This is a genomic window from Pseudomonas sp. Pmew2 (assembly GCF_058129885.1).
This window is the reverse complement of sequence record NZ_CM176702.1, coordinates 3,048,745-3,071,025: the sequence shown is the minus strand read 5'-3', so window position 1 is coordinate 3,071,025 and position 22,281 is coordinate 3,048,745. Positions and strand designations below refer to the sequence as shown.

Here is a 22,281-nt window from a genome sequence, read left to right as displayed (position 1 = left end):
GTTACAAGCAAAGCGCCTTTACCAAGCGCTTACTTTCGATAAACGTATGACGCACAAACAAAAAAACGGCCTGAGCGGATTCAGGCCGTCGAAGTGTTGCGGAAAGTTACTTAAGCACAGCCAATGCAGCGTCGTAGTCGGGTTCGTTAGCGATCTCTGTTACCAGTTCGCTGTGCAGCACTTTGTCGTTTTCGTCCAGAACAACCACCGCACGAGCGGTCAGACCTTTCAGCGGGCCGTCTGCAATTGCAACGCCGTAATGCTCGCTGAAATCGGCAGCGCGGAAAGAAGACAGGTTCTTGACGTTTTCCAGACCTTCGGAGCCGCAGAAGCGGGCCTGTGCAAACGGCAGGTCAGCAGAGATACACAGAACAACGGCATTGCCCAGCTCGTTTGCCTGGGCGTTGAATTTACGTACCGACGTTGCACAGGTCGGTGTATCGACGCTCGGAAAAATGTTCAGCACCTTGCGCTTGCCAGCGAAGTCAGCCAGGGTCTTGTCGGCAAGACCTTCACCCACCAGCGTGAAGGCAGGTGCCTTGCTGCCGACTTCAGGCAGCTTGCCATTGACTTGAACAGGGCCGCCTTTGAGGGTTACTTGAGCCATGAAACACATTCCTTTTTTGAGATGAATAAAAGAACCGGAAGTTAAACACGAAAGTGTGCCGTGTCCTATATAGGATAATTCCGAATTTTCTCAGGAAACCAGTCTGTCCCTGATATCTGGGTGGGCACATAATTCCACCAGCCAATCGACGAATACCCTGATCCGGCGTGACAACTGGCGATGAGGTGGGTAAAGCACCGTCAACGCCAGCGGCGGCGGACGATGCAACCGCAGCACCTCGACCAGTATGCCGCTGCGCAACTGTGCGGCGACATGGTAACGCGGCACTTGTATCAGGCCAAAACCCGCCTCGCAAGCCGCTACATAACCGTCGGCACTGTTGACCGAAATAGAACAGGCCAACGCTTGATCGACCTCCACGCCACCGGCCATGAACTCCAGACCATAGCGCTTGCCCGTGCTGGTCGAGAAATATTCGATTACCTGATGTTGCGCGAGGTCCGGCAGATTCAGCGGCGTACCGTATCGCTGCAGGTAATCGCGACTGGCGCAAGTGATCTGGGTCAGGCTGCCCAGCGGCCTGGCGACCAGCGTTTCGTCCAATGCTGCTCCGGCGCGCAAGACACAGTCCACGCCCTCGCGGATCAGGTCGACCGGTCTGTCGCTCATGCCGATTTCCAGCCGGATCTGCGGGTAGCGCCGGGCAAATTCAGGCAACGCGGGTATCACGATCATGCGCCCCAGGCTCACTGGCAGGTCAACACGCAGCAACCCCTTGGGCTCGGCACCTGCCGCAGAGAAGGAAGCTTCGGCGTCATCCAGATCGGCCAGCAGGCTTACGCAGCGCTGGTAGTAGGCCTTGCCGTCAGGCGTGGTGCTGACCTGACGCGTAGTGCGTTGCAAGAGCTGCACGCCCAGGTGAGCTTCCAGTTGTTTGATCAGAATCGTCACGGATGCACGGGGCATGTGCAGGCTCTCGGCCGCCCTGGCGAAACCGCCTAGCTCGACGATACGGGTGAATACGCGCATGGCGTTGAATCGATCCATGATTACCGGCAGCCTGAATAGAGAGAGCGTGTGATGGGTCACACTGTTTTAACAGGGTAAACCGGTTGAACGCAGGCCAGTGCCATTACAGCCGCTGGCCAGTATTCAGAAGTCTCTTTTATAGAAAATATCCAGCGAACTGGCAACACCGCTTGCAGCCTCAAGGTACACGCGCTTGCTGAGCAGATAGCGCAACGCAATGGTATTGGCCGGTTCAAACACGCCGACGCCATAACGCAGGCTGAGCTTCTCGGTGATCTTGCCGCTGGCAACCACATTGGTCTTGTCGCCGGTTCCCGAGGTATCCAGCTCGAAGTCCTTGATACCCAGATTGTCCGCGAGCTTGCCGGTGGTCGACGAGCTACCGGCAACGCCAAGCGCCAGTGCAGCCTGAGCGACCATGTTGTTGTCTTCGCCCGAGGTACTCAGCGGTCTGCCCATGACCAGATAGGAGAGCGCCTGCTCCTGGCTCATCGCGGGTTCGGAAAACACTTCGGTGGTGGGTTGCTCGGCACTGCCGGTCAGACGAATGCCTGCGATCACGTCATCTGTCTGGCGAATGGCCTCGATATCCAGATAGGGCTGGTCCACAGGGCCTGCAAACAGCAGGCGCGCCTTGCGGATGGTCAGCCGCTGCCCGTAGGCACGGTAACGGCCGTCGTTCAGGTTCAGCTCACCACGGGTGTCCAGGTTGTCGCCAATGTGCACCCTTCCGACCAGATTGGCAGTAAGCCCGAAACCGCTGAAGGCGAGCTTTTCCTGACCAACCTCCACATCGATATCCATGGCCACTGCCAGCGGTGGCGCGCCCTCCTCGGTCTGCTGCCCGACGATCACCGTATCGCCCGAGAGCTTGACCGTAGACGGCGGCAGCTCACGCACGGTGATCGCCCCCTTGGGCACCAGCACCTTGCCGGAAATGGCCAACCGCTCACCCTGCATGGAAATTTTCAGGTCAGGCGCTACCTCCACTTCCGCGTAGGGCTCGACATTGATCGGCAGACGCGCGCCCTTGAGGCTCACATCAACGTTCAGATTCTGCCCCCAGGCCACCTGACCGCCGATGCTCCCCTGCCCGGTGCTGCCACTTTTCCAGCCACCGGTGAGCTGTACGCTCTCCCCGGCGATCAACGCCTGCACCTTGAGGTCATGCAGTTCCATCGGCAACTCGGCACCCGCCACTTCACCGCCTTCAAGTGTCACGCTGCCGTTGACCAGAGGTGCCAGCAAGCTGCCTGACAATCGACCATTGCCGTTCAGGCGGCCATTGAGTTTCTGCACCATTGGCGCAAAGGGTCGTGCCACCGAGATGTCCAGCCCGGAGAGACCGAAATCGCCTGACAGAGGCTTGTCTTTGGCCAGCGGATCGATCTGCGCATTGACCAGCAACCGGCCCAGCTTTCCGCCTTCGAAATCCAGCCGCGTATCGATACGTCTGGGTGCCAGTGTGGTGTCGAGTTTGAGTGTCTGATACGGGAAGTCCAGCCACTGGTCATTGCTGCGCACCCGCAATGTGCCGCCTCCGGCATCAATCGTAACCTTGCCGGTGGGGCCTGCAGCCGGAAGATCAAGCTGAACGTCGGCATTCAGCGCGCCCTGCCAGGCAAAATCCTTTGGCATCCATTGCGCCAGACTGTCGAGTGGAAAATTCTTCAGCTGATAGCGCAAACGTGGCTCCGGCATCAGTCGTTGATCGCCACCGCACAGGCTGGAGGCACCGGACAGCCAGCAATGCGCACCGAAGTTCAGCCGACCGTCGGCCAGACGCTCGATCTTCGCCGGTTGCTGCAAACGCCAGTTCTGTCCGCCGCTCTGTACCGTGCCGCTGGCCAGCCGACCGCGCCAGTCGCCCTTGTCCAGGCCGCCGTCCAGTGCGATAGCAAGCTTGAGTAACGGCCCTTGCAGGTCCAGCTTCAATTGTTGCGCCTTGAGCGTACCCTGACCGTCCACCAGCAACGTCCCCAGCCCGGTGTCGCCGGCCTGAATGCCAACGCCCTTGAGGTTGATGGTCGCGCGCTGCGACTGATCCAGGCGGGCATTGAGAGTCAGGCTTTGCAGGCGATTGTCCTGCAGCGCGAGCTGACTGCCCTGCAACGCCAGTTGCCCTTGTGGTGCCTGAAGCGTTCCCGTCAGGTCGAGCCTGCCTTTGGCCTGCCCCTGCAAGCGCGGCCACAATTGAGCCAGACGCGGCAGGTCAAGGTCCAGCTGCCCTTTGAGACGTTCCTGCAAACTGCCATTACCCTGAACCCGGTTGTCACCCAATCGAATGTTCAGGTTGCTGACATTCCACTGCTGATCACGACCGTCAGCCTTGGCTTGCAGCAGCGCGGGCTGGCCACGCAGACGTCCCTTGAGGTCCAGGTCGGCAGTCAGTTCAAGCTCCTCGTTGACCCGTTGACCTTTGCTGCGCAAGGGCCCTGCCAGTGTGCCGGGCAATTCGGCAACCCAGAATGAAGGGTCCAGCGCGCTCAGATCAAGTGCAGTGTCCCAGCCGAAGCCATTGGCAAATTGCAGGTTCAGAAAACCGCTGGCCTTACCCTGCCCTGCGACCAGCTCCAGTTGCGGCAGATGGACTTCCTGCAAATTGCCGCTGAAGGGACTGATCAGCGTGAACGCACCAGCAGGTCCTTTGAGGCTGGCGTTGAAATTGCCAAGATAATTGCCGTCAGTGTAGGAAATTTCACCTTTGAAAGCGTGCAACGACACTTGCGGTTCGGACTCCAGCGGATACAGACGCTGCCAGGGGAAATCCAGCCAGTCGATGCTCGCATCAGCCGAGAAACCACTCTGCCAGTTCAACGTGCCGTTGATGGCCAGACGCTGTTGATCATTGGCGGCCAGATCAAGCGCTGCAATGGTTGCCCCGTTGGCATCCGTACGCCCCTGCAACGACAACGCCACAGGGCCTTTTTCTGCGGGCAGGCTGGCAGTGCCGTTGATCTGGTAACCCGAGTCGAGATCGCCTTCGGCAGTCAACAGCAGCTGGTCGAGTTGCAGGGTATCGGGCAATGCTGCGCTGGGTTTGAAATGTTCTGCAGTCAGTTTCAATCGTGCTGGCACATGCTCAGCCAAAGGTTGCAGCTCACCGGTCAGTTGCCCTGGTAGATAGCCGCTGCTGTCAGCCTTGAGTTGCAAGGTCTTGAGCACGTCACCTTGAATATCCAGCGCCAGCGTCCAGGGCTTACCGTCCTGTGGCGGCAGTTGCAGTTGACCTTTTACGCTCAATGGCCAGTCGCCCTCGGGCTTCAGCAGACCATTGAGGTCCAGCACCAGCGCATCGCGTTGCAAGTGCGCGCTGTCGATCTGCAAGCCTTCGGCGGTCCAGTGCGCCGCCAGTTTGAGGTCGCGCAACTGTTCGACGCCATCCAGTTGCAGGCTGCCCAGCTGTGTATCACCCAGTTGCAGGGCAAGCGGCAACTTGACGGCGGGCAGGCTCAAAGGATCTTCGTTGCTCGGCGCACCGCTCGGAGGAAAGCGCAGCATTACTTGCCCCGCGTGCAGGCGATCAATGCATAAGGTCATCTTCAGCAGGCAGGCGGGCGTCCAGGCGAAATCGACAGAATGCACCTCGACACGGTCTGCGCCTTGCTGCCAAACCAGGCGCTCGGCACTCCACTGCCCGCCCAGGCGGCCCTGAAAGTTTTCCAGTTGCACGCCGGGCACGCGAGCCAGCGCCCACCGGCTGCCTGCCTGGGTTCCAATCAACACCCCGACGCTGACGATCACCAGCAGTAGTAACGCGATCACGCTCAGTCCGGCAATCTTTGCGCCACGCTTGATGTTCATTCTGTTCAAAGTTCCGGCCCCATCGAGAAGTGCAGGCGGATGCCACCGTCGTCATCCAAAGCATGCGCCAGATCGAGACGCAGCGGACCCACCGGAGATACCCAGCGCACCCCAAAACCGACGCCGGTTTTCAGGTCTGGCTTGTCGAGACTGTTGAATGAGTTGCCCTGATCGATGAAAGTCGCGAGCCGCCATTTATCCGCAATGGAATACTGGTACTCGACGCTCCCGGCAAACATGTAACGCCCACCAATGCGGTCGCCGTCCGAGTTGGTCGGTGACAGTTTCTGGTAGTCATACCCTCGTACGCTTTGATCACCACCGGCAAAAAAACGCAGCGACGGCGGTATCGAGGTGTAACCGTCAGTCAGGTTGCCACCCAGTTGCACGCGCCCGAGAAAGCGATGGTTCTGAGCGACTGTCGTCAGCCCTTTGAGCAGCACATTGGCATGCACCAGATTGGCATCCGACAACATGCCCTCCTTGGCCACCTGGGTGTCGAACTGTAAACGGTAGCCCTGGTGGGGATCGATACTGTTATCGCTGCGCAGGTACGAATAACTGATGCCGGGCATTAGCAGCGTGCTCAGACCCGAATCGTCGCCCAGCCGGTATTCTTCACGCTGCCATTTCAGTGAGATAACCCGTTCCCAGCCGCTGGGCAGTTTGCTGTGCCATTCAGGCCCGGCAGTCAGCAGCTTGCTGAGGCTGTCGGTTCCAGCAATCTCTTCGTATTGATAGCCACCGGCATAACGCAGTTTATCGGTCAACGGCGGATCGAGCGGCACGTCGTACCACAGGCCGACATTCTGCCGAGGCGCGGATATTTCCGATTCGAACCCGTAGCTGTGCCCTTGTGGATTGGCCCAGTGCCGGGTCCAGTTGGCTTTGCCACGCGGACCGACATCGGTTGAGTACCCCAGGCCAAGGCCCATGGTTCGGGGTTTACGGGTTTCAAGCTGAACGGTTACCGGAATGACCTGATGGTCAGCTGCAGTAGGCGCGGCATCGACCCGCACGCCTTCAAAATAGCCACTGCCCTGCATGGCCTGGGTCAATTCGGCGATCAGTTGTGAATCGTAAGGAGTATTTTCCTTGAACGGCACCATGCGCTTGAGCAAATCTTCATCGAAGGGCGCATTGCCACTGAACATGACCTTGCCCAGCGAGTAGCGCGGACCACTGTCATAGACCAGCTCGATGTCGGCAAGCCCGGCTCGCGGGTCAATAGCCAGGCGCTGGCTGGTAAAGTGGCCGCTGAAAAAGCCGTAACGCGACGCCTGATTCTGGATCAGGCGTTTGGCATCCTCATAGTTGCCATGATTGAGCACCGCGCCGGTTTTCAGCGCGTCGCTTTTGGGTACCCGAAAGGCTTTCAGCGATGCTGCCGGACCCTCGACGCGGATTACCACATTGCGCAGGTGAATCGGCTCGCCCGGCTGGATATTGATCACCAGACGCGGCTGGTCAGCGTCCTTGATCTCGCTGTCGATCTGCGCCTGATAATAGCCAAGCGCCTGAGCCGCTTTCTCTGCCTGCTGTTCGGCACCCAGGCTGAAGTTACGCAACGCCTGAACGTCACGCTCGCCCAGGTCCCCCACATACCCTTCGACGTTGGCCTTGAGTTCCGGGTTGGCGGGCTTGATCCTGACGTCGAGGCGGGCCTGTGCAAGCGCCGCTGCACTCATGGTCATCAGAAACAGGCTGCTGAATAGTCTGAAAAGCTTCATGGGCGTAGATGCTAACACGATCGACGGGCCGCACTGGAAGCCCACGAATTGTCGGAGATTCAGACCGTTACGTCAGGCACCGGCAGTGAAACCTGAGGATTGGGGTGAAAAAACACGTGCTCTCGGACAGGTCCTACCGCAATCTCGCCGATTTCCTCATAGCCTTGACGCTTATAGAACTCGAGATAACGAGGATTTCCCGTGTCTACGACGATGCCCTGAGAGTGCTCATCCACCGCGCACCAATCGTGCAACGCCCCAAGCAGTTGTTCGCTCAAATCCTGCCCCAGCTTCTGACCCTGAAATTCCGGATCCAGGCCTATCAACGGCAGCACATGCACGGTTTCGGACGGAACACAGGCCAGCACCGCGTTGTAATAAGCCAGATAACGCTGGGTGCAACCAAGGCCGGTGTCCATCACCATGCGCAGACGCCAGGCCCAGCTTTCAGTGACGCCCAGACGACGTTGCGGTGGCGCGATCAGCGCTACGCCGACCAGCCGATCCTGCAAAAACAGACCGAGTGCAGGCTGGTCTTGCAGGAAGTGTTGTTTGACCAGTTGGCGAATGGTCGCCAATACGCGTTGCTCATATCCCTCGCGCTCGGCATTGAACAGATAGGCGAACGTCGGATCGTGCCGATAGGCCCTGAACAGCAAGGAGCGGGTTTCACGGGAATAACCACTGTCGAGTTGACGAACTTCACCCGTGATGGCAGCAGGTAGGGACATAAAGGGCCTCGTGTTAACGGAACTGCGTCTGGCGCAGCAGTTTTGGCAAGCAGGCTTTCGAGTGATGGCACTTGATAACAGTTCCAACGATTTGTCCGGGCCTGTGTTTGCGCGGTGCCTTACACGGTGCTGGTCCTGAAACCACAGGTCAGCTAGCATCGCTGTTTGTTTTTGCTCAGGACCGCCGTTTTATGAAAATCGTCTCGTTCAACATCAATGGTCTGCGCGCTCGACCTCATCAGTTGGCGGCGCTGATCGACAAACACCAGCCTGACGTAATCGGCCTTCAGGAAACCAAGGTTTCGGACGAGCAGTTCCCCCACGCGGAAGTCGAAGCGCTGGGCTATCATGTGCATTTCCACGGTCAGAAAGGCCATTACGGTGTTGCCCTGCTATCGCGCAATCCTCCGCTGGCCCTGCACAAGGGTTTTGAAGGCGACGACGAGGAATCGCAGAAGCGCTTCATCTGGGGCACTTGTGCCGACAGCAATGGGCAGCCGGTCACCATCATGAATGGCTACTTTCCGCAGGGCGAGAGCCGTGATCACCCGACCAAATTTCCAGCCAAACAGCGTTTTTACGAGAATCTGCAGACCTTGCTGGAGAGCCATTTCAGCAACGAGCAGCCGCTTATCGTGATGGGTGACGTAAACATTTCTCCGCAGGACTGCGACATCGGCATCGGTGCCGACAACGCCAAGCGCTGGCTGAAGACCGGCAAGTGCAGCTTTCTCCCCGAAGAGCGCGAGTGGATGGAACGCTTGAAAAACTGGGGCCTGGTGGACAGCTTCCGTCATCTGTACCCTGAAGTCGTCGACCGATTCAGCTGGTTTGACTATCGCAGCCGCGGCTTCGAAGACGAACCCAAGCGCGGCCTGCGCATTGACCTGATCATGACCTCCACCGGCCTGCAGCCACGCATCAAGGCGGCCGGGGTGGACTACGATTTGCGCGGCATGGAAAAGCCGTCGGACCATGCGCCGATCTGGCTGGAACTGAACTGAAAAAGCGCCCTATCGTGCGATCCGGCTTTATGCATAAACGGGTCGCGCGCGCAGTGGTCGAGCAATCGTCATACTCCGGAAATCTTTCTGTCTTATTCTCCCGGCACCCTCCCGTGACTCATGGTGACGCCGATGTTGCGCGCTTTGCTAACGGCGCTGACTCTGTCGAGCGCCACCCTGCCCGCCCTTGCGCTGGCGGCACTGCCGCTGCCCGCGGGTGAAATACCGGCCTTGCGCATTCAAGGCTCAAATACCATCAATGCCCAATTGGGCCCCGCACTGGCTGAAGGGTTGATGCGCCAGCAAGGCCTGCAATCAGTGCAGACTGTTGCCGGCAATGTCATGAATGAACAGCGCGTCGTCGGCACTACCGCCGCAGGGCAGACGGTCAGTATCGAAATCGCCGCACATGGTTCAGGCACCGGGTTTACTGCGCTCAAAGCAGGTAACGCCGATATTGCCACCTCTTCACGACCTATCAAGGATCAGGAAGCCAAGGACCTGGCGGGCCTGGGCGACCTGAAAAGCGCAGCAAGCGAACAAACCATTGCCATAGATGGCGTTGCTGTGATTCTGCATCCAGGCAATCCGGTCAGACAGCTGGATACGCTGCAGCTGGCGCGCATTTTCAGCGGGGAAGTCAGGGACTGGGCCGAAGTGGGTGGAAATCCGGGAGCCATTCATCTTTATGTTCGCGATGAGAAGTCCGGCACCTACGAAACATTCAAGGACCTGATACTTGTAAAGTACGGCAAGAACCTGTCCGGCACAGCCGCGCGCTTTGAATCCAGCGAGCAGCTCTCCGACGAGGTCAGCAAGGACATCAATAGCATCGGTTTTATCGGGCTACCGTCCATCAGGCGTGCCAAAGCGGTGGCCATTGCCGATGGTGATTCCAGACCCATGCTCCCGACTGTCAGTCTGATTGCCACCGAAGACTATCCTCTGTCGCGACGGCTCTACTTTTATGTGCCTACCTCAGCTCATCAACGCTGGGCGCAGGCGCTGGTCCGTTTCGCGCAAAGCGCCGAGGGTCAGGCCATCGTCGCGCAGAGCGGCTTTGTCGCGCAGACCGTGCAGGCACTCAAGGTGCAGCCTACCGCGCAGATGCCTGCGGATTATCAGGCGCTGGCGCGCAAGGCCGAACGGCTGTCGGTCAATTTTCGCTTTGCCCAGGGCAGTGCGAAGCTGGATAACAAGGCGCAGCAGGACCTCAAGCGGGTGGCGGAGTACCTGAAAACCAGCAACCAGCTCAATCAACATGTCACGCTGGTCGGCTTTGGTGATGCCAAAAGCGATCCGGCTCGCGCAGCCCTGCTCTCAAGGCTGCGCGCCATGGCGGTGCGCCGTGAGCTGCTGAAAAGCGGCGTGACATTTCGCGACATCGTCGGCCTGGGGGATGAGATGCCGGTAGCTACCAATGACATCGATGACGGCCGAATCAAGAACCGTCGGGTCGAAGTCTGGGTGCAGTAGCCTGGGCGCAGTTATCGGCTACCGGCTCAGGACTGGCTGCGCTCCCTGTCTGCCGGCAGGTATTTGCCCAGTTCATACTTGCCGATAGCGGCGCGGTGTACTTCATCCGGGCCGTCTGCCAGACGCAGTGTGCGCTGCATGGCGTACATATAGGCCAAGGGGAAATCATTGGAAACACCCGCCCCGCCGTGCATCTGGATCGCCCGATCGATGACCTTCAGCGCCACGTTCGGCGCTACCACCTTGATCTGCGCGATTTCGCTTCTGGCGACCTTGTTGCCTGCTGTATCCATCATGTAGGCAGCCTTCAGGGTCAGCAGACGGGCCATATCGATCTCCATGCGCGAATCGGCAATCCTGTCGATATTGCCCCCCAGCCTGGCCAGCGGTTTGCCGAAGGCAACCCGGTCTACGGAGCGCCTGCACATCAGCTCAAGTGCCCGTTCAGCCATACCGATGGAGCGCATGCAGTGGTGAATGCGGCCTGGTCCCAACCGGCCTTGAGCGATTTCAAAGCCGCGCCCCTCACCCAGCAAGACGTTTTCAAACGGCACCCGGACGTTATCGAACACCACTTCGGCATGCCCGTGGGGCGCGTCGTCGTAGCCGAACACAGGCAGCGGCCTGACAATCTTCACGCCCGGCGTGTCGACCGGGACCAGAATCATCGAGTGTTGCTGATGGCGCGGCCCGTCAGGATTGCTCAGGCCCATGAAAATCAGGATTTTGCAGCGCGGGTCGCAGGCACCGGAAGTCCACCACTTGCGGCCATTGATCACCCATTCATCACCATCGCGCTCGGCGCGCGCGGCCATATTGGTGGCGTCCGATGACGCCACGTCGGGCTCGGTCATGGCAAAAGCAGAACGAATTTCGCCGCGCAGCAACGGTTCCAGCCAGCGAGCTTTCTGTTCCTCGCTGGCATAGCGAACCAGCACCTCCATGTTGCCGGTGTCAGGCGCAGAGCAATTGAACGGCTCGGGTCCCAGCATCGAACGCCCCATGATTTCCGCCAGCGGCGCGTATTCCAGATTGCTCAGGCCGGCACCCAGCGCAGACTCCGGCAAAAACAGATTCCACAACCCCTCGGCTCTTGCACGGGCTTTCAGTTCTTCCATGATCGCGGTGGGCTGCCAGCGATGGCCTTCGGCCACTTGCTGTTCGAAAACCGGCTCGGCCGGATAAACGTATGCATCCATGAACGCGGTGACGCGCTCACGCAATGCCTGCACCTTCGGGGAATACGCGAAATCCATGGGCCACTACCTTCTCGATCAGGGTGTCGAATGCATGATCCTGATGCTAGAGAAACGCCGTACATTTATCTAATCTATTCTCGGCGTGTATAAACATTCATAACCGATATATGATCCATCACCGCTGCGGCGTCCCCAGCCTGCCGAACAGCGAATCAAAATAACAGCACGAGGCGCCCATCAATGAACCTGAGCAAGGTCGATCTCAATCTTTTCATTGTCTTCGACGCCATCTACACCGAAGCCAATCTGACCCGGGCCGGGCAGATCGTCGGCATTACCCAGCCTGCGGTGTCCAACGCCCTGGCGCGGCTGCGAGAGACCTTCAACGACCCGCTGTTTGTGCGAACGGCTCAAGGCATGGTGCCGACACCGATGGCACAGAACATCATCGGCCCGGTGCGCAATGCACTCTCATTGCTCAGGGTTTCGGTGCAGGAAAGCCGTATATTCAACCCGTTGCAGGCCAACAAGAACTACCGCATCAGCATGACCGACCTGACCGAGGCCGTGATCCTGCCGACGCTGTTCCAGCGCCTGCGACGCCTTGCGCCTGCCGTGACCATCGAGAGCTTTCTGTCCAAGCGGCGGGAAACCACCAAGGAGCTGGCTGCCGGGCGCCTCGACTTCGCCGTGGATGCACCGCTCAATACCGACCCGCAGGTTCGCCACGTCAAGCTGCTGGAAGACCGCTATGTGTGCGGCATGCGCAAGGCGCATCCGCTGGCGAACAAGGCCACGTTGACGCTGGATGATTACATGAGCCAGGCACACATCCATATTTCCAGTCGGCGTAGCGGACTGGGGCACGTGGACCTGGCGTTGGGCAAGATGGGCATTCAGCGCAGGATTGCGTTGCGCTCGCAGCATTACCTGATGGCGACACAGGTCCTGCAGCAGACTGATATGGTCATGACCATACCTGAACGCTTCGCCCGCCGTAACGATTTGCACTATGTCCACTTACCGGTCAACGATGTGCCTTCGGTCGAAACCCATCTGTACTGGCATGAAAGCACTGATCAGGACCCAGCCAACCGCTGGATGCGCGAACAGATCATCGAGCTTTCACAGCGGGTCGTGGCGCAGGAACAAAGCCTCGAGAAAGCATGAGATAAAAACACCAAGCCATTGTTTTTAAATTAAATATTTAAATTTGTTAAAGTCGTTTCTAATTTGGCAGGCGCGGCTTGGCGCGCCTTGACAACACGACTTCTGCTTGACGCTTACGTAAAGCACGCCGTAGGTTGAGTGCTGAATATCTCGTTGAGCGACACCATGAGCAGTCAGACCTACAGCATTTCCGAGCTCGCCCGTGAGCTGGATATCACCACCCGCGCGATCCGCTTTTACGAAGAGCAAGGCATGCTCAGCCCTGAACGCAAGGGACTGGAGCGCATCTACACCGCCCGTGACAAAGTCACCCTGAAACTGATCCTGCGCGGCAAACGCATTGGTTTTTCGCTGGCTGAATGCAAGGAACTAATCTCGCTGTACGACCCTTCCGGTGACAACCAGAAGCAGTTGCAGACCATGCTCGGCAAGATCGCCGAGCGCCGTGAACAGCTCGAACAACAATTGCTGGACATCCGGCAAATGCAACTGGAGCTGGACACCGCCGAAGAGCGTTGCCGGACTGCGCTCGATAAAACTGCTGCCACTTCACACTGACCACCAAAAGGCACTGCCATGTCTCTTCCACAAAAGGTAAATATCGTTGAAGTCGGCCCGCGTGACGGCCTGCAGAATGAAGCACAACCGATCAGTATCGACGACAAGGTGCGCTTGGTGGATGACCTGACGGCAGCCGGACTGAGCCACATTGAAGTCGGCAGCTTTGTCTCGGCCAAATGGGTGCCGCAGATGGCTGGCTCCGCCCAGGTGTTCGAAAATATCCAGCGGCGTGAAGGCGTTATCTACTCTGCCCTGGCACCCAACCTGCGCGGGTTCGAAGATGCGTTGGCGGCCGGCGTCAGAGAGGTCGCGGTGTTTGCAGCGGCAACCGAAGGGTTCTCCCGGCGTAACCTCAATTGCTCGATCAGCGAAAGCCTGGAGCGCTTTGCGACCATCATGGCGGCGGCGCAGATGCATGGTGTGCAGGTTCGGGGTTATGTGTCGTGCGTGTTGGGCTGCCCTTATGAGGGCAGTGTCTCGCCGCAGCAGGTCGCAGCCGTCGCCAACGAACTCTACGCGATGGGTTGCTATGAAGTTTCGCTGGGCGACACCATCGGCACCGGCACGCCGGGGGCCACGCGAGCGCTGTTCAACGCCGTCTCTGCGCAGATCCCGCGAGGCAAGCTTGCCGGGCACTTCCACGACACTTACGGTCAGGCGCTGGTGAATATCTACGCCAGCCTGGAGGAAGGTATCCAGGTCTTCGACAGTTCCGTGGCAGGCCTGGGCGGCTGCCCGTACGCCAAGGGTGCCAGCGGCAATGTTGCCACTGAGGACGTGCAGTACATGTTGCAGGGCATGGGTATTGAAACCGGGGTAGATCTGGACCAGGTCATCGCCGCAGGCCAGCGCATCTGCGGCGTACTGCAACGCAGCAATGGCTCGCGCGTGGCCAGGGCCCGGCTGTCTGCGTAACGACTGTCACCTGTCGGTAACAGGGTGCGACAACTTGTCACACAGTGTTACCCTGCCCCGCGTCCAGTCGAGACAAACCGGTAACACAGAAACACTCGGCAACTGAATCAGATGGCCCGATGCCCGAAAAAGACGTTCAGCTCCCGGTATTACGGGGCTTTTAAAAAACTGGCACGGGTCCTGCTATATCCTTTGTACAACAAAAATAAAAACACGCAGCAACCCAATAAAAACAACACGTACCGGCTCTGACACAACAAGAACAACACGGACAGAGACGTAGCTAACAGATTTTTTTGAAGTGGACAGCTTTTCTGAACTGCTTGCGTTGCAAGTCGTTCTGCAGCCAGACAGAGAATAACAAAACTGCCCCGAGGCAGCTCCCGAACTGGTGGATCACATGATGAAAGCTTGATCAGCGCTCAAAAAAATACGTTTGCTCTTGGTCCCGCATGCGGACCGCTCAAAAAAGCAGTAAAGGGCCAGGTCGCCAAAAACAACAACAGGCCACCCGAAAAACAAAAAAGAGCATAGAGACATACCTTGAAGGGGAGCCCAGGCTCCCCTTCGTGCTTTCCAGCGTTTGCTTTTGCCTCCCGACTCTCCCCCACCCTCTGCGCACAGCCTGATTGACAGCACACATCCGCAGGTTTACGTTAACGTAAAGGTCATAGCCAGTCCGCATAGAATCATCTCCAAGAATAAAACAGGAACGCTACCCATGAGTTACCCCAGCCTGAACTTCGCCTTGGGCGAAACCATCGACATGCTGCGCGACCAATTGCAATCCTTCGTCGCCGCAGAGCTTGCCCCGCGCGCCGCGCAGATCGACAAGGACAACCTGTTCCCAGTCGACATGTGGCGCAAATTCGGTGAGATGGGCGTGCTCGGCATCACGGTCAGCGAGGAATACGGTGGCGCAGGCCTGGGTTATCTGGCGCATGTCGTGGCGATGGAAGAAATCAGCCGTGGCTCGGCATCGGTGGCACTTTCCTACGGCGCACATTCCAACCTGTGCGTGAATCAGATCAACCGCAATGGCAGCCCGGCGCAGAAAGCCCGATACCTGCCCAAGCTGATCAGCGGCGAGCACATTGGCGCGCTGGCCATGAGCGAACCCAATGCAGGCTCGGACGTGGTATCGATGAAGCTGCGCGCCGACAAGCGTGGTGATCGCTATGTGTTAAATGGCAGCAAGACCTGGATCACCAACGGGCCTGACGCCAATACCTACGTGATCTACGCCAAGACCGATCTGCAAAAGGCTGCGCATGGCATTAGCGCATTCATCGTCGAGCGTGACTGGAAAGGCTTCTCGCGCGGCAGCAAGTTCGACAAGCTGGGCATGCGCGGTTCCAATACCTGCGAGCTGTTTTTCGACAACGTAGAGGTGCCTGAGGAAAACCTGCTGGGCGTACTGGACGGTGGTGTCAGAGTCCTGATGAGCGGCCTCGATTATGAACGCGTCGTGCTCTCTGGCGGGCCGACCGGAATCATGCAGGCCTGCATGGACGTGGTGGTGCCCTACATTCACGACCGCAAGCAGTTCGGCCAGAGCATCGGCGAGTTCCAGCTGATTCAGGGCAAGGTCGCAGACATGTACACCCAGCTCAACGCCAGCCGGGCCTACCTGTACGCCGTCGCCCAAGCCTGTGATCGTGGCGAGACCACGCGCAAGGACGCAGCGGGCGTGATCCTCTACAGCGCCGAACGCGCCACGCAGATGGCGCTGGATGCCATCCAGATTCTGGGCGGCAATGGCTACATCAACGAATTCCCGGCCGGTCGACTGTTGCGCGACGCCAAACTCTACGAGATCGGTGCAGGCACCAGCGAGATCCGGCGCATGCTCATCGGTCGCGAACTGTTCAACGAAACCCGTTGATTGCGGAGCTACCATGACCATTCTGCAGACTCGCATCAACGCCCGCTCGCCGGAATTTGCCCTTAATCGCACCACGCTGCTCAAGCAGGTCGAAGAGCTCCGTATGTTGCTGAGCATCGTTCGCCAAGGCGGCGGGCCCAAGGCACAGGAACGTCATACGTCACGCGGCAAGCTGCTGCCGCGCGAGCGTATCAACCGTTTACTGGACAGCGGATCACCGTTTCTGGAGATCGGCCAACTGGCCGCCCATGAGGTATATGGCGAAGAGGTTCCGGCCGCCGGGGTAATAGCCGGTATTGGCCGGGTCGAGGGCGTCGAGTGCATGATCATCGCCAACGACGCGACGGTCAAAGGTGGCTCCTATTACCCGCTGACCGTCAAAAAGCACCTGCGCGCGCAGACCATCGCCCAGCAAAACCGCCTGCCGTGCATTTACCTGGTGGACTCCGGTGGTGCCAACCTGCCGCGCCAGGACGAAGTGTTTCCGGACCGCGAACACTTCGGGCGAATCTTCTTCAATCAAGCCAACATGAGCGCACAAGGCATTCCCCAGATTGCCGTGGTCATGGGTTCCTGTACCGCAGGCGGGGCCTATGTTCCGGCCATGGCCGACGAAGCGATCATGGTGCGTCAGCAAGCCACCATCTTCCTCGCAGGCCCGCCACTGGTAAAAGCTGCCACCGGAGAAATAGTCAGCGCTGAAGACCTGGGCGGTGCCGATGTGCATTGCCGCACCTCCGGGGTGGCCGATCACTATGCCGACAGCGACGACCACGCGCTGGCATTGGCGCGACGCAGCATCGCCAATCTGAACTGGCGCAAGCAGGGTCAACTGAACACTGTCACACCGATTGCGCCGTTGTACGCAAGCGATGACCTGTACGGCATTATCCCGGCCGACACAAAGCAGCCGTTTGACGTACGCGAAGTCATCGCGCGGTTGGTGGATGGCTCGGTACTGGATGAATTCAAGGCGTTGTTTGGCACCACGCTGGTCTGCGGCTTCGCTCGCCTGCATGGCTACCCGATCGCGATTCTAGCCAACAATGGGATTCTGTTCGCAGAAGCTGCGCAAAAAGGCGCGCACTTTATCGAACTGGCCTGCCAAAGGGGAATTCCCCTGCTGTTTCTGCAGAACATCACCGGTTTCATGGTCGGTCAGAAGTATGAAGCCGGGGGCATCGCCAAGCATGGTGCCAAGCTGGTGACCGCCGTGGCCTGCGCGAAGGTGCCGAAATTCACGGTCATCATCGGCGGCAGTTTCGGCGCAGGAAATTACGGCATGTGCGGCCGCGCCTACGACCCGCGCTTCCTGTGGATGTGGCCCAACGCGAGAATCGGCGTGATGGGCGGCGAGCAGGCAGCGGGCGTGCTGGTGCAGGTCAAGTGCGAGCAGGCGGAACGTGCCGGCCAGGCCTTCAGCGCCGAGCAGCAGGCTGAACTGAAGCAGCCGATTCTCGATCAGTACGAGCATCAAGGGCATCCTTATTACTCCAGCGCCCGACTGTGGGACGACGGAGTCATCGACCCGGCACAAACCCGCGACATTCTTGCGCTGGCCCTGTCCGCCTCGCTCAATGCGCCCATCGAACCTACCACCTTCGGCCTGTTCCGGATGTGAGGCGGGAAATGACCATGACTTCGACCTCATTCGCGACCATAGAGTTGATCACCGACCCACGTGGTTTCGCCACGCTGTGGCTAAATAGACCGGACAAGAACAATGCCTTCAATGCGCAGATGATTCGCGAGTTGATCCTCGCGCTGGACCAGGTGCAAAGTGATGCCGGCCTGCGCTTTCTGCTGGTGCGCGGGCGTGGCAGGCATTTCAGCGCCGGTGCCGATCTGGCCTGGATGCAGCAGGCCGCAGAGCTGGACTACAACACCAATCTGGATGATGCCCGTGAACTGGCAGAGCTGATGTACAGCCTCGCCAAATTGAAAATCCCGACGCTTGCGGTGGTGCAAGGTGCAGCGTTCGGTGGCGCGCTGGGCCTGATCAGTTGCTGCGACATGGCCATTGCGACGGCAGATGCGCAGTTCTGCCTGTCAGAAGTACGCATAGGTCTGGCTCCAGCGGTTATCAGTCCGTTTGTGGTACAGGCCATCGGCGAACGCGCCGCGCGGCGCTACGCCCTGACCGCCGAGCGTTTCGATGGCCAGCGAGCGCAGCAGATGGGGCTGATAGCTGAGTGCTACCCGGCTGCCGACCTGCAAGCCCGCACGCAGGAGTGGATCGACAACCTGCTGCTCAACAGCCCGCAGGCCATGAGAGTCAGCAAGGAGTTGCTGCGCGAAGTCGGTAGCGGCGAACTCACACCCGCATTGCGTCGCTACTGTGAAAGCGCCATCGCGCGCATCCGCACCAGCGCCGAAGGCCAGGAAGGCCTGCGTGCCTACCTGCAAAAACGCACACCCGGCTGGCAGCCACACGGCGATCAAACGCCAGCAGCGCTTGCAGCCCGGCAAGAATCACAGAAGGACTCGCAATCATGAGCACTCCCGAGCTGACCACGCTGCTGATTGCCAACCGTGGTGAAATTGCCTGTCGTATCATGCGTACCGCAAAAACCATGGGGCTCACCACAGTCGCCGTGCACAGTGCCATTGACCGTGACACACGGCATAGCCGTGAGGCTGATATCCGTGTGGACCTTGGAGGCAGCAAGGCAGCAGAAAGCTACCTGGCGATCGACAAGCTTATCGATGCGGCCAGGGCAAGCGGCGCGCAAGCGATTCACCCCGGCTACGGTTTTTTGTCCGAAAATGCCGACTTTGCCCGTGCCATTGAAGAGGCAGGGCTGATTTTCCTCGGCCCACCCGCCTCGGCCATCGACGCCATGGGCAGCAAATCTGCCGCCAAGGCGCTGATGGAGCAGGCTGGAGTGCCGTTGGTACCTGGCTATCACGGCGACGCACAGGACATCGAGACGTTCCGCAGCGCCGCTGAACGCATCGGTTACCCCGTGCTGTTGAAAGCCACGGCAGGCGGTGGCGGCAAAGGCATGAAGGTGGTTGAGCACAGCGGCGAACTGGCCGAAGCGCTGGCCTCTGCGCAACGCGAGGCGCTCTCATCGTTCGGCGACGCGCGAATGCTGGTGGAGAAATACGTCCTCACCCCACGCCACGTCGAGATTCAGGTGTTTGCCGACCGCCATGGTCACTGTCTCTACCTCAATGAGCGCGACTGCTCCATTCAGCGCCGACACCAGAAGGTCGTCGAAGAAGCACCTGCGCCCGGCCTGACACCCGAACTGCGCAAAGCCATGGGTGAAGCGGCGGTCAAGGCCGCACAGGCAATCGGCTACGTGGGTGCAGGCACGGTGGAATTCCTGCTGGACGCGCGCGGCGAGTTTTTCTTCATGGAGATGAATACCCGCCTGCAAGTCGAGCACCCGGTGACCGAGTACATCACGGGCCTGGATCTGGTGGAATGGCAGATTCGGGTGGCCAGAGGCGAACCGCTGCCTATTACTCAGGAACAAGTGCCACTGATCGGTCACGCCATTGAGGTCCGGTTATACGCCGAAGACCCGGCCAACGATTTTCTGCCTGCGACCGGCACGCTGGAACTCTACAGAGAATCCGCGTCCGGCCCCGGCAAGCGTGTGGACAGTGGCGTTAGCGAGGGTGACAACATTTCACCCTTCTATGACCCCATGCTCGGCAAACTGATTGCCTGGGGCGAAAACCGTGAGCAGGCCCGTTTGCGCCTGCTCGCTATGCTGGATGAGTTTGCAGTGGGCGGTGTCAGAACCAACCTCGCATTTTTGCGCAGAATCATCGCCCATCCGGCGTTTGCCGCCGCGGAACTGGACACCGGCTTCATCCCCCTTTATCAGGATAAATTGCTGCCGCAAACGGGTGAACTGTGTGAGGAACTCTGGCAGGCCGCCGCCGAGGCCTTCAGCCAGAGCGAACCGGCACGTGTCGATCAAGACGACCTGCACTCGCCCTGGGCGGTCACGACAGGCTTTCGTGCAGGCCTGCCTGCGGAGACGGATCTGCGGCTGAGCTGCAATGGTCAAACCCGAACCGTCTACCTGCGCAACAGCAGCGACTCACCATTTAAACTCAGCAACGAGCATCTGACTGTCGAACACAACGGCGTGCGCCGCTCGAATCTGGCAATACGCCGTGGCGATACGCTTTACCTCAAATGGCAAGGCGACCTGCACACCATCAACCGACTGGACCCCATCGCGCAGGCCGACGTCAGCGATAGCAAGCATGGCGGCCTGACCGCCCCCATGAATGGCAGCATAGTGCGCGTGCTGGTTGAAGTGGGTCAGGCGGTCGAGTCCGGGGCGCAACTGGTGGTGCTGGAGGCCATGAAGATGGAACACAGCATCCGCGCTGCCAGTGCCGGCGTTGTCACAGCGCTTTACTGCCATGAGGGAGAGATGGTCAACGAAGGCGCAGTACTGGTGGAACTGACCTGACCACCAGCGACGGCCGCACACGAAAACGCCCTGAACAGTCAGGGCGTTTTTGCGCAGCAGAGAAAGGCTTAGTAGTAAGCGTTTTCTTTCTGCGTATGGTCGGTCACATCGCGAACACCCGACAGCTCGGGAATGCGCTCAAGCAACGTACGCTCGATACCTTCCTTCAACGTGACATCGGCCTGACCGCAACCCTGGCAACCGCCACCGAATTGCAGAACGGCAATGTTTTTCGCTTCTTCTTCAACCACATCAATCAGCGTGACCTGACCACCGTGACTGGCAAGGCCGGGATTGATCTCGGTTTGCAGATAATAATTGATGCGCTCGTTGATCGGGCTGTCGGCGTTGACCATCGGCACCTTGGCGTTTGGTGCCTTGATGGTCAACTGGCCGCCCATGCGATCAGTGGCGTAGTCAACCACGGCATCATCCAGAAACGCTTCGCTGAAACCATCGATCCAGGCGGTGAAGCTCTTCAGGCCGATAGCCTTGTCTTCCGGCTTTTCTTCACCCGGCTTGCAGTAGGCAATGCAGGTTTCAGCGTACTGAGTGCCGGGCTGGGTAATAAATACGCGGATGCCAATGCCCGGGGTGTTCTGCTTTTCCAGCAGATCGGCCAGATAATCGTGGGCGGCATCGGTAATAGTGATAGCGGTCATGAAAATTCCTCGCAGACGTGCCAGCAGTTTACGCCAATCGGCACCGTCACACAAAGTCCTAGTATTTTTGTCAGGTTAATGCCTGCGCCTGGCTGACCGCTCGGCGTCCATCCAGCCAGGCTTTCATCCGGCGGTAAAGACCCTTCTCGATCCACTCATAACTGACCCAGGCACCGATGGCGATGATCGGCACGCAGAACGCGAAAACCACATAGGGGCTGAGGCCAAAGCGCTGCGCCATCAGCAAGCCGCCGTACAGCACCAGAACGTGCAGCAGGTAGACCGAGTACGAGCAGTCGCCCAGTACCTTGAGCAGCCTGTTGCCCTGGAAATACGGTTCCAGCGAGATGCACGATAGTACGATCAAGGCACTCGGCAGGCCCCAGTTAAGCAGACGCTGCTCGTTGGTCAGGTGATTGATCGCATACAGCCCTACCGCAATGCCCGCCAGCGGCAGCCATAGCGCCTGTTTGATCCAGCCACGGCGATAGAGGATGCCGATGCCGATACCCAGCAGGAATTCGTAAATGATGTCATTGCCATAGAAGCGGCTGATCAGCCCGGCGCGAGCCAGAACCTCACTGACCGCAAACAGTGCTGCGGCAATGATCAGCGGCCGGTGACGCTGTTGAAAGAGGAATACCACCGAGAACAGCAGGTAGAAAAACATCTCATAGTTGAGCGTCCAGCCGACGTTAAGCGTCGGGTAAAGGCCATAACCACCGGGGTTTTCGGAAGGAATGAATACCAGTGACAAGAGGAAGTTCTGCCAGCCGATGACCTGATGCGGGAGCATCGGTGCTGCAATCAGCAACAACAGAGCCATGGCGGCGGTGTACAGCCAATAGGCCGGAACGATGCGAATCAGACGATGCAGAATGAAGCGCCGTGCAGGCATATCGCTGTTCTGCGTCGACAAAAAGATAACCAGACCACTGATGACAAAGAAGATATCAACGCCGACCGCGCCCTTCGACACAAAGAACTGTCCCACCGGGCCGCTGGCCTTGAAATCGAAAAAAATCTGCATGAAGTGATGACACACCACGACCCACGCTGCGAACGCCCGTAGCGCCTGAACTGAAATCAACATCACAAAAAACCT

17 protein-coding genes and 1 pseudogene are annotated in these 22,281 nt (G+C 58.8%); 9 read left to right on the top strand and 9 right to left on the bottom strand.

From position 1 onward, the window contains the following. Nucleotides 1-106: 106 nt before the first annotated feature. The 5 genes from tpx to AC4ANK_RS13975 form a co-directional block, all read right to left on the bottom strand. Nucleotides 107-607 carry a thiol peroxidase gene (gene tpx / locus AC4ANK_RS13995; RefSeq protein ID WP_002553680.1) on the bottom strand — a complete coding sequence of 167 codons (501 nt, stop codon included), beginning with the start codon at nucleotides 605-607 and terminating at the stop codon, nucleotides 107-109. Nucleotides 608-697: 90 nt separating this feature from the next. Beyond that, a complete protein-coding gene (locus AC4ANK_RS13990; protein WP_002553679.1) occupies nucleotides 698-1,615 on the bottom strand; it encodes a LysR family transcriptional regulator in 918 nt (305 codons plus the stop codon). Nucleotides 1,616-1,720: 105 nt separating this feature from the next. After that, nucleotides 1,721-5,401 (bottom strand): translocation/assembly module TamB domain-containing protein, encoded by a 3,681-nt coding sequence (locus tag AC4ANK_RS13985; RefSeq protein ID WP_002553678.1) that lies wholly within the window; start codon nucleotides 5,399-5,401, stop codon nucleotides 1,721-1,723. 5 nt (nucleotides 5,402-5,406) lie between these two features. Further along, nucleotides 5,407-7,131: an autotransporter assembly complex protein TamA gene (locus AC4ANK_RS13980; protein WP_002553677.1), complete on the bottom strand. Its 1,725-nt coding sequence runs from the start codon at nucleotides 7,129-7,131 to the stop codon at nucleotides 5,407-5,409. 59 nt (nucleotides 7,132-7,190) lie between these two features. Next, nucleotides 7,191-7,862: a GNAT family N-acetyltransferase gene (locus AC4ANK_RS13975; protein WP_002553676.1), complete on the bottom strand. Its 672-nt coding sequence runs from the start codon at nucleotides 7,860-7,862 to the stop codon at nucleotides 7,191-7,193. A 191-nt stretch (nucleotides 7,863-8,053) separates the two neighbouring features. Here AC4ANK_RS13975 and xthA point away from each other — a divergent pair, with 191 nt between their 5' ends. Both xthA and AC4ANK_RS13965 read left to right on the top strand, forming a co-directional pair. Then, a complete protein-coding gene (gene xthA / locus AC4ANK_RS13970) occupies nucleotides 8,054-8,866 on the top strand; it encodes an exodeoxyribonuclease III (RefSeq protein ID WP_002553675.1) in 813 nt (270 codons plus the stop codon). A 132-nt stretch (nucleotides 8,867-8,998) separates the two neighbouring features. Beyond that, nucleotides 8,999-10,342 carry a substrate-binding domain-containing protein gene (locus AC4ANK_RS13965; RefSeq protein WP_031594781.1) on the top strand — a complete coding sequence of 448 codons (1,344 nt, stop codon included), beginning with the start codon at nucleotides 8,999-9,001 and terminating at the stop codon, nucleotides 10,340-10,342. Nucleotides 10,343-10,368: 26 nt separating this feature from the next. On the opposite strand, the gene AC4ANK_RS13960 is transcribed toward AC4ANK_RS13965, so the two are convergent. Continuing rightward, nucleotides 10,369-11,598 (bottom strand): acyl-CoA dehydrogenase, encoded by a 1,230-nt coding sequence (locus AC4ANK_RS13960; RefSeq protein WP_002553673.1) that lies wholly within the window; start codon nucleotides 11,596-11,598, stop codon nucleotides 10,369-10,371. Nucleotides 11,599-11,781: 183 nt separating this feature from the next. Here AC4ANK_RS13960 and AC4ANK_RS13955 point away from each other — a divergent pair, with 183 nt between their 5' ends. From AC4ANK_RS13955 to AC4ANK_RS13945, 3 genes are all read left to right on the top strand, one after another. Continuing rightward, complete coding sequence (locus AC4ANK_RS13955; protein ID WP_002553672.1) at nucleotides 11,782-12,711, top strand: LysR family transcriptional regulator; 930 nt, start codon at nucleotides 11,782-11,784, stop codon at nucleotides 12,709-12,711. A 165-nt stretch (nucleotides 12,712-12,876) separates the two neighbouring features. Continuing rightward, nucleotides 12,877-13,269 carry a MerR family transcriptional regulator gene (locus tag AC4ANK_RS13950; RefSeq protein ID WP_002553671.1) on the top strand — a complete coding sequence of 131 codons (393 nt, stop codon included), beginning with the start codon at nucleotides 12,877-12,879 and terminating at the stop codon, nucleotides 13,267-13,269. Between the two features lie 18 nt (nucleotides 13,270-13,287). Continuing rightward, nucleotides 13,288-14,187 carry a hydroxymethylglutaryl-CoA lyase gene (locus AC4ANK_RS13945; protein ID WP_002553670.1) on the top strand — a complete coding sequence of 300 codons (900 nt, stop codon included), beginning with the start codon at nucleotides 13,288-13,290 and terminating at the stop codon, nucleotides 14,185-14,187. Between the two features lie 283 nt (nucleotides 14,188-14,470). Here the strand turns inward: AC4ANK_RS13945 and AC4ANK_RS13940 are convergent. Continuing rightward, a pseudogene (locus AC4ANK_RS13940) lies at nucleotides 14,471-14,727 on the bottom strand (hypothetical protein). Between the two features lie 181 nt (nucleotides 14,728-14,908). Between AC4ANK_RS13940 and AC4ANK_RS13935 the strand changes: the two are divergent. Genes AC4ANK_RS13935 through AC4ANK_RS13920 form a run of 4 tightly spaced genes read left to right on the top strand, consistent with a single transcriptional unit; the run spans nucleotide 14,909 to nucleotide 20,514 of the window. Further along, entirely contained in the window at nucleotides 14,909-16,072 is a 1,164-nt protein-coding gene (locus tag AC4ANK_RS13935; protein WP_002553669.1) for an isovaleryl-CoA dehydrogenase, read from the top strand. A gap of 13 nt (nucleotides 16,073-16,085) precedes the next feature. Beyond that, complete coding sequence (locus tag AC4ANK_RS13930) at nucleotides 16,086-17,693, top strand: carboxyl transferase domain-containing protein (RefSeq protein ID WP_460382721.1); 1,608 nt, start codon at nucleotides 16,086-16,088, stop codon at nucleotides 17,691-17,693. A gap of 14 nt (nucleotides 17,694-17,707) precedes the next feature. Beyond that, on the top strand, nucleotides 17,708-18,568 hold the full coding sequence (locus AC4ANK_RS13925; RefSeq protein WP_002553667.1) for a gamma-carboxygeranoyl-CoA hydratase: 861 nt from the start codon (nucleotides 17,708-17,710) through the stop codon (nucleotides 18,566-18,568). Then, nucleotides 18,565-20,514, top strand: a complete 1,950-nt coding sequence (locus AC4ANK_RS13920; protein ID WP_002553666.1) for an acetyl/propionyl/methylcrotonyl-CoA carboxylase subunit alpha — start codon at nucleotides 18,565-18,567, stop codon at nucleotides 20,512-20,514. Before AC4ANK_RS13925 ends, AC4ANK_RS13920 begins: the two co-directional genes overlap by 4 nt. A 68-nt stretch (nucleotides 20,515-20,582) precedes the next feature. On the opposite strand, the gene nfuA is transcribed toward AC4ANK_RS13920, so the two are convergent. Together nfuA and AC4ANK_RS13910 are read right to left on the bottom strand one after the other, a co-directional pair. After that, nucleotides 20,583-21,176, bottom strand: coding sequence for a Fe-S biogenesis protein NfuA (nfuA, locus tag AC4ANK_RS13915; protein WP_002553665.1), 594 nt, complete (start codon nucleotides 21,174-21,176; stop codon nucleotides 20,583-20,585). Between the two features lie 70 nt (nucleotides 21,177-21,246). Continuing rightward, nucleotides 21,247-22,269 (bottom strand): acyltransferase family protein, encoded by a 1,023-nt coding sequence (locus tag AC4ANK_RS13910; protein ID WP_002553664.1) that lies wholly within the window; start codon nucleotides 22,267-22,269, stop codon nucleotides 21,247-21,249. Between the last annotated feature and the right edge of the window lie 12 nt (nucleotides 22,270-22,281).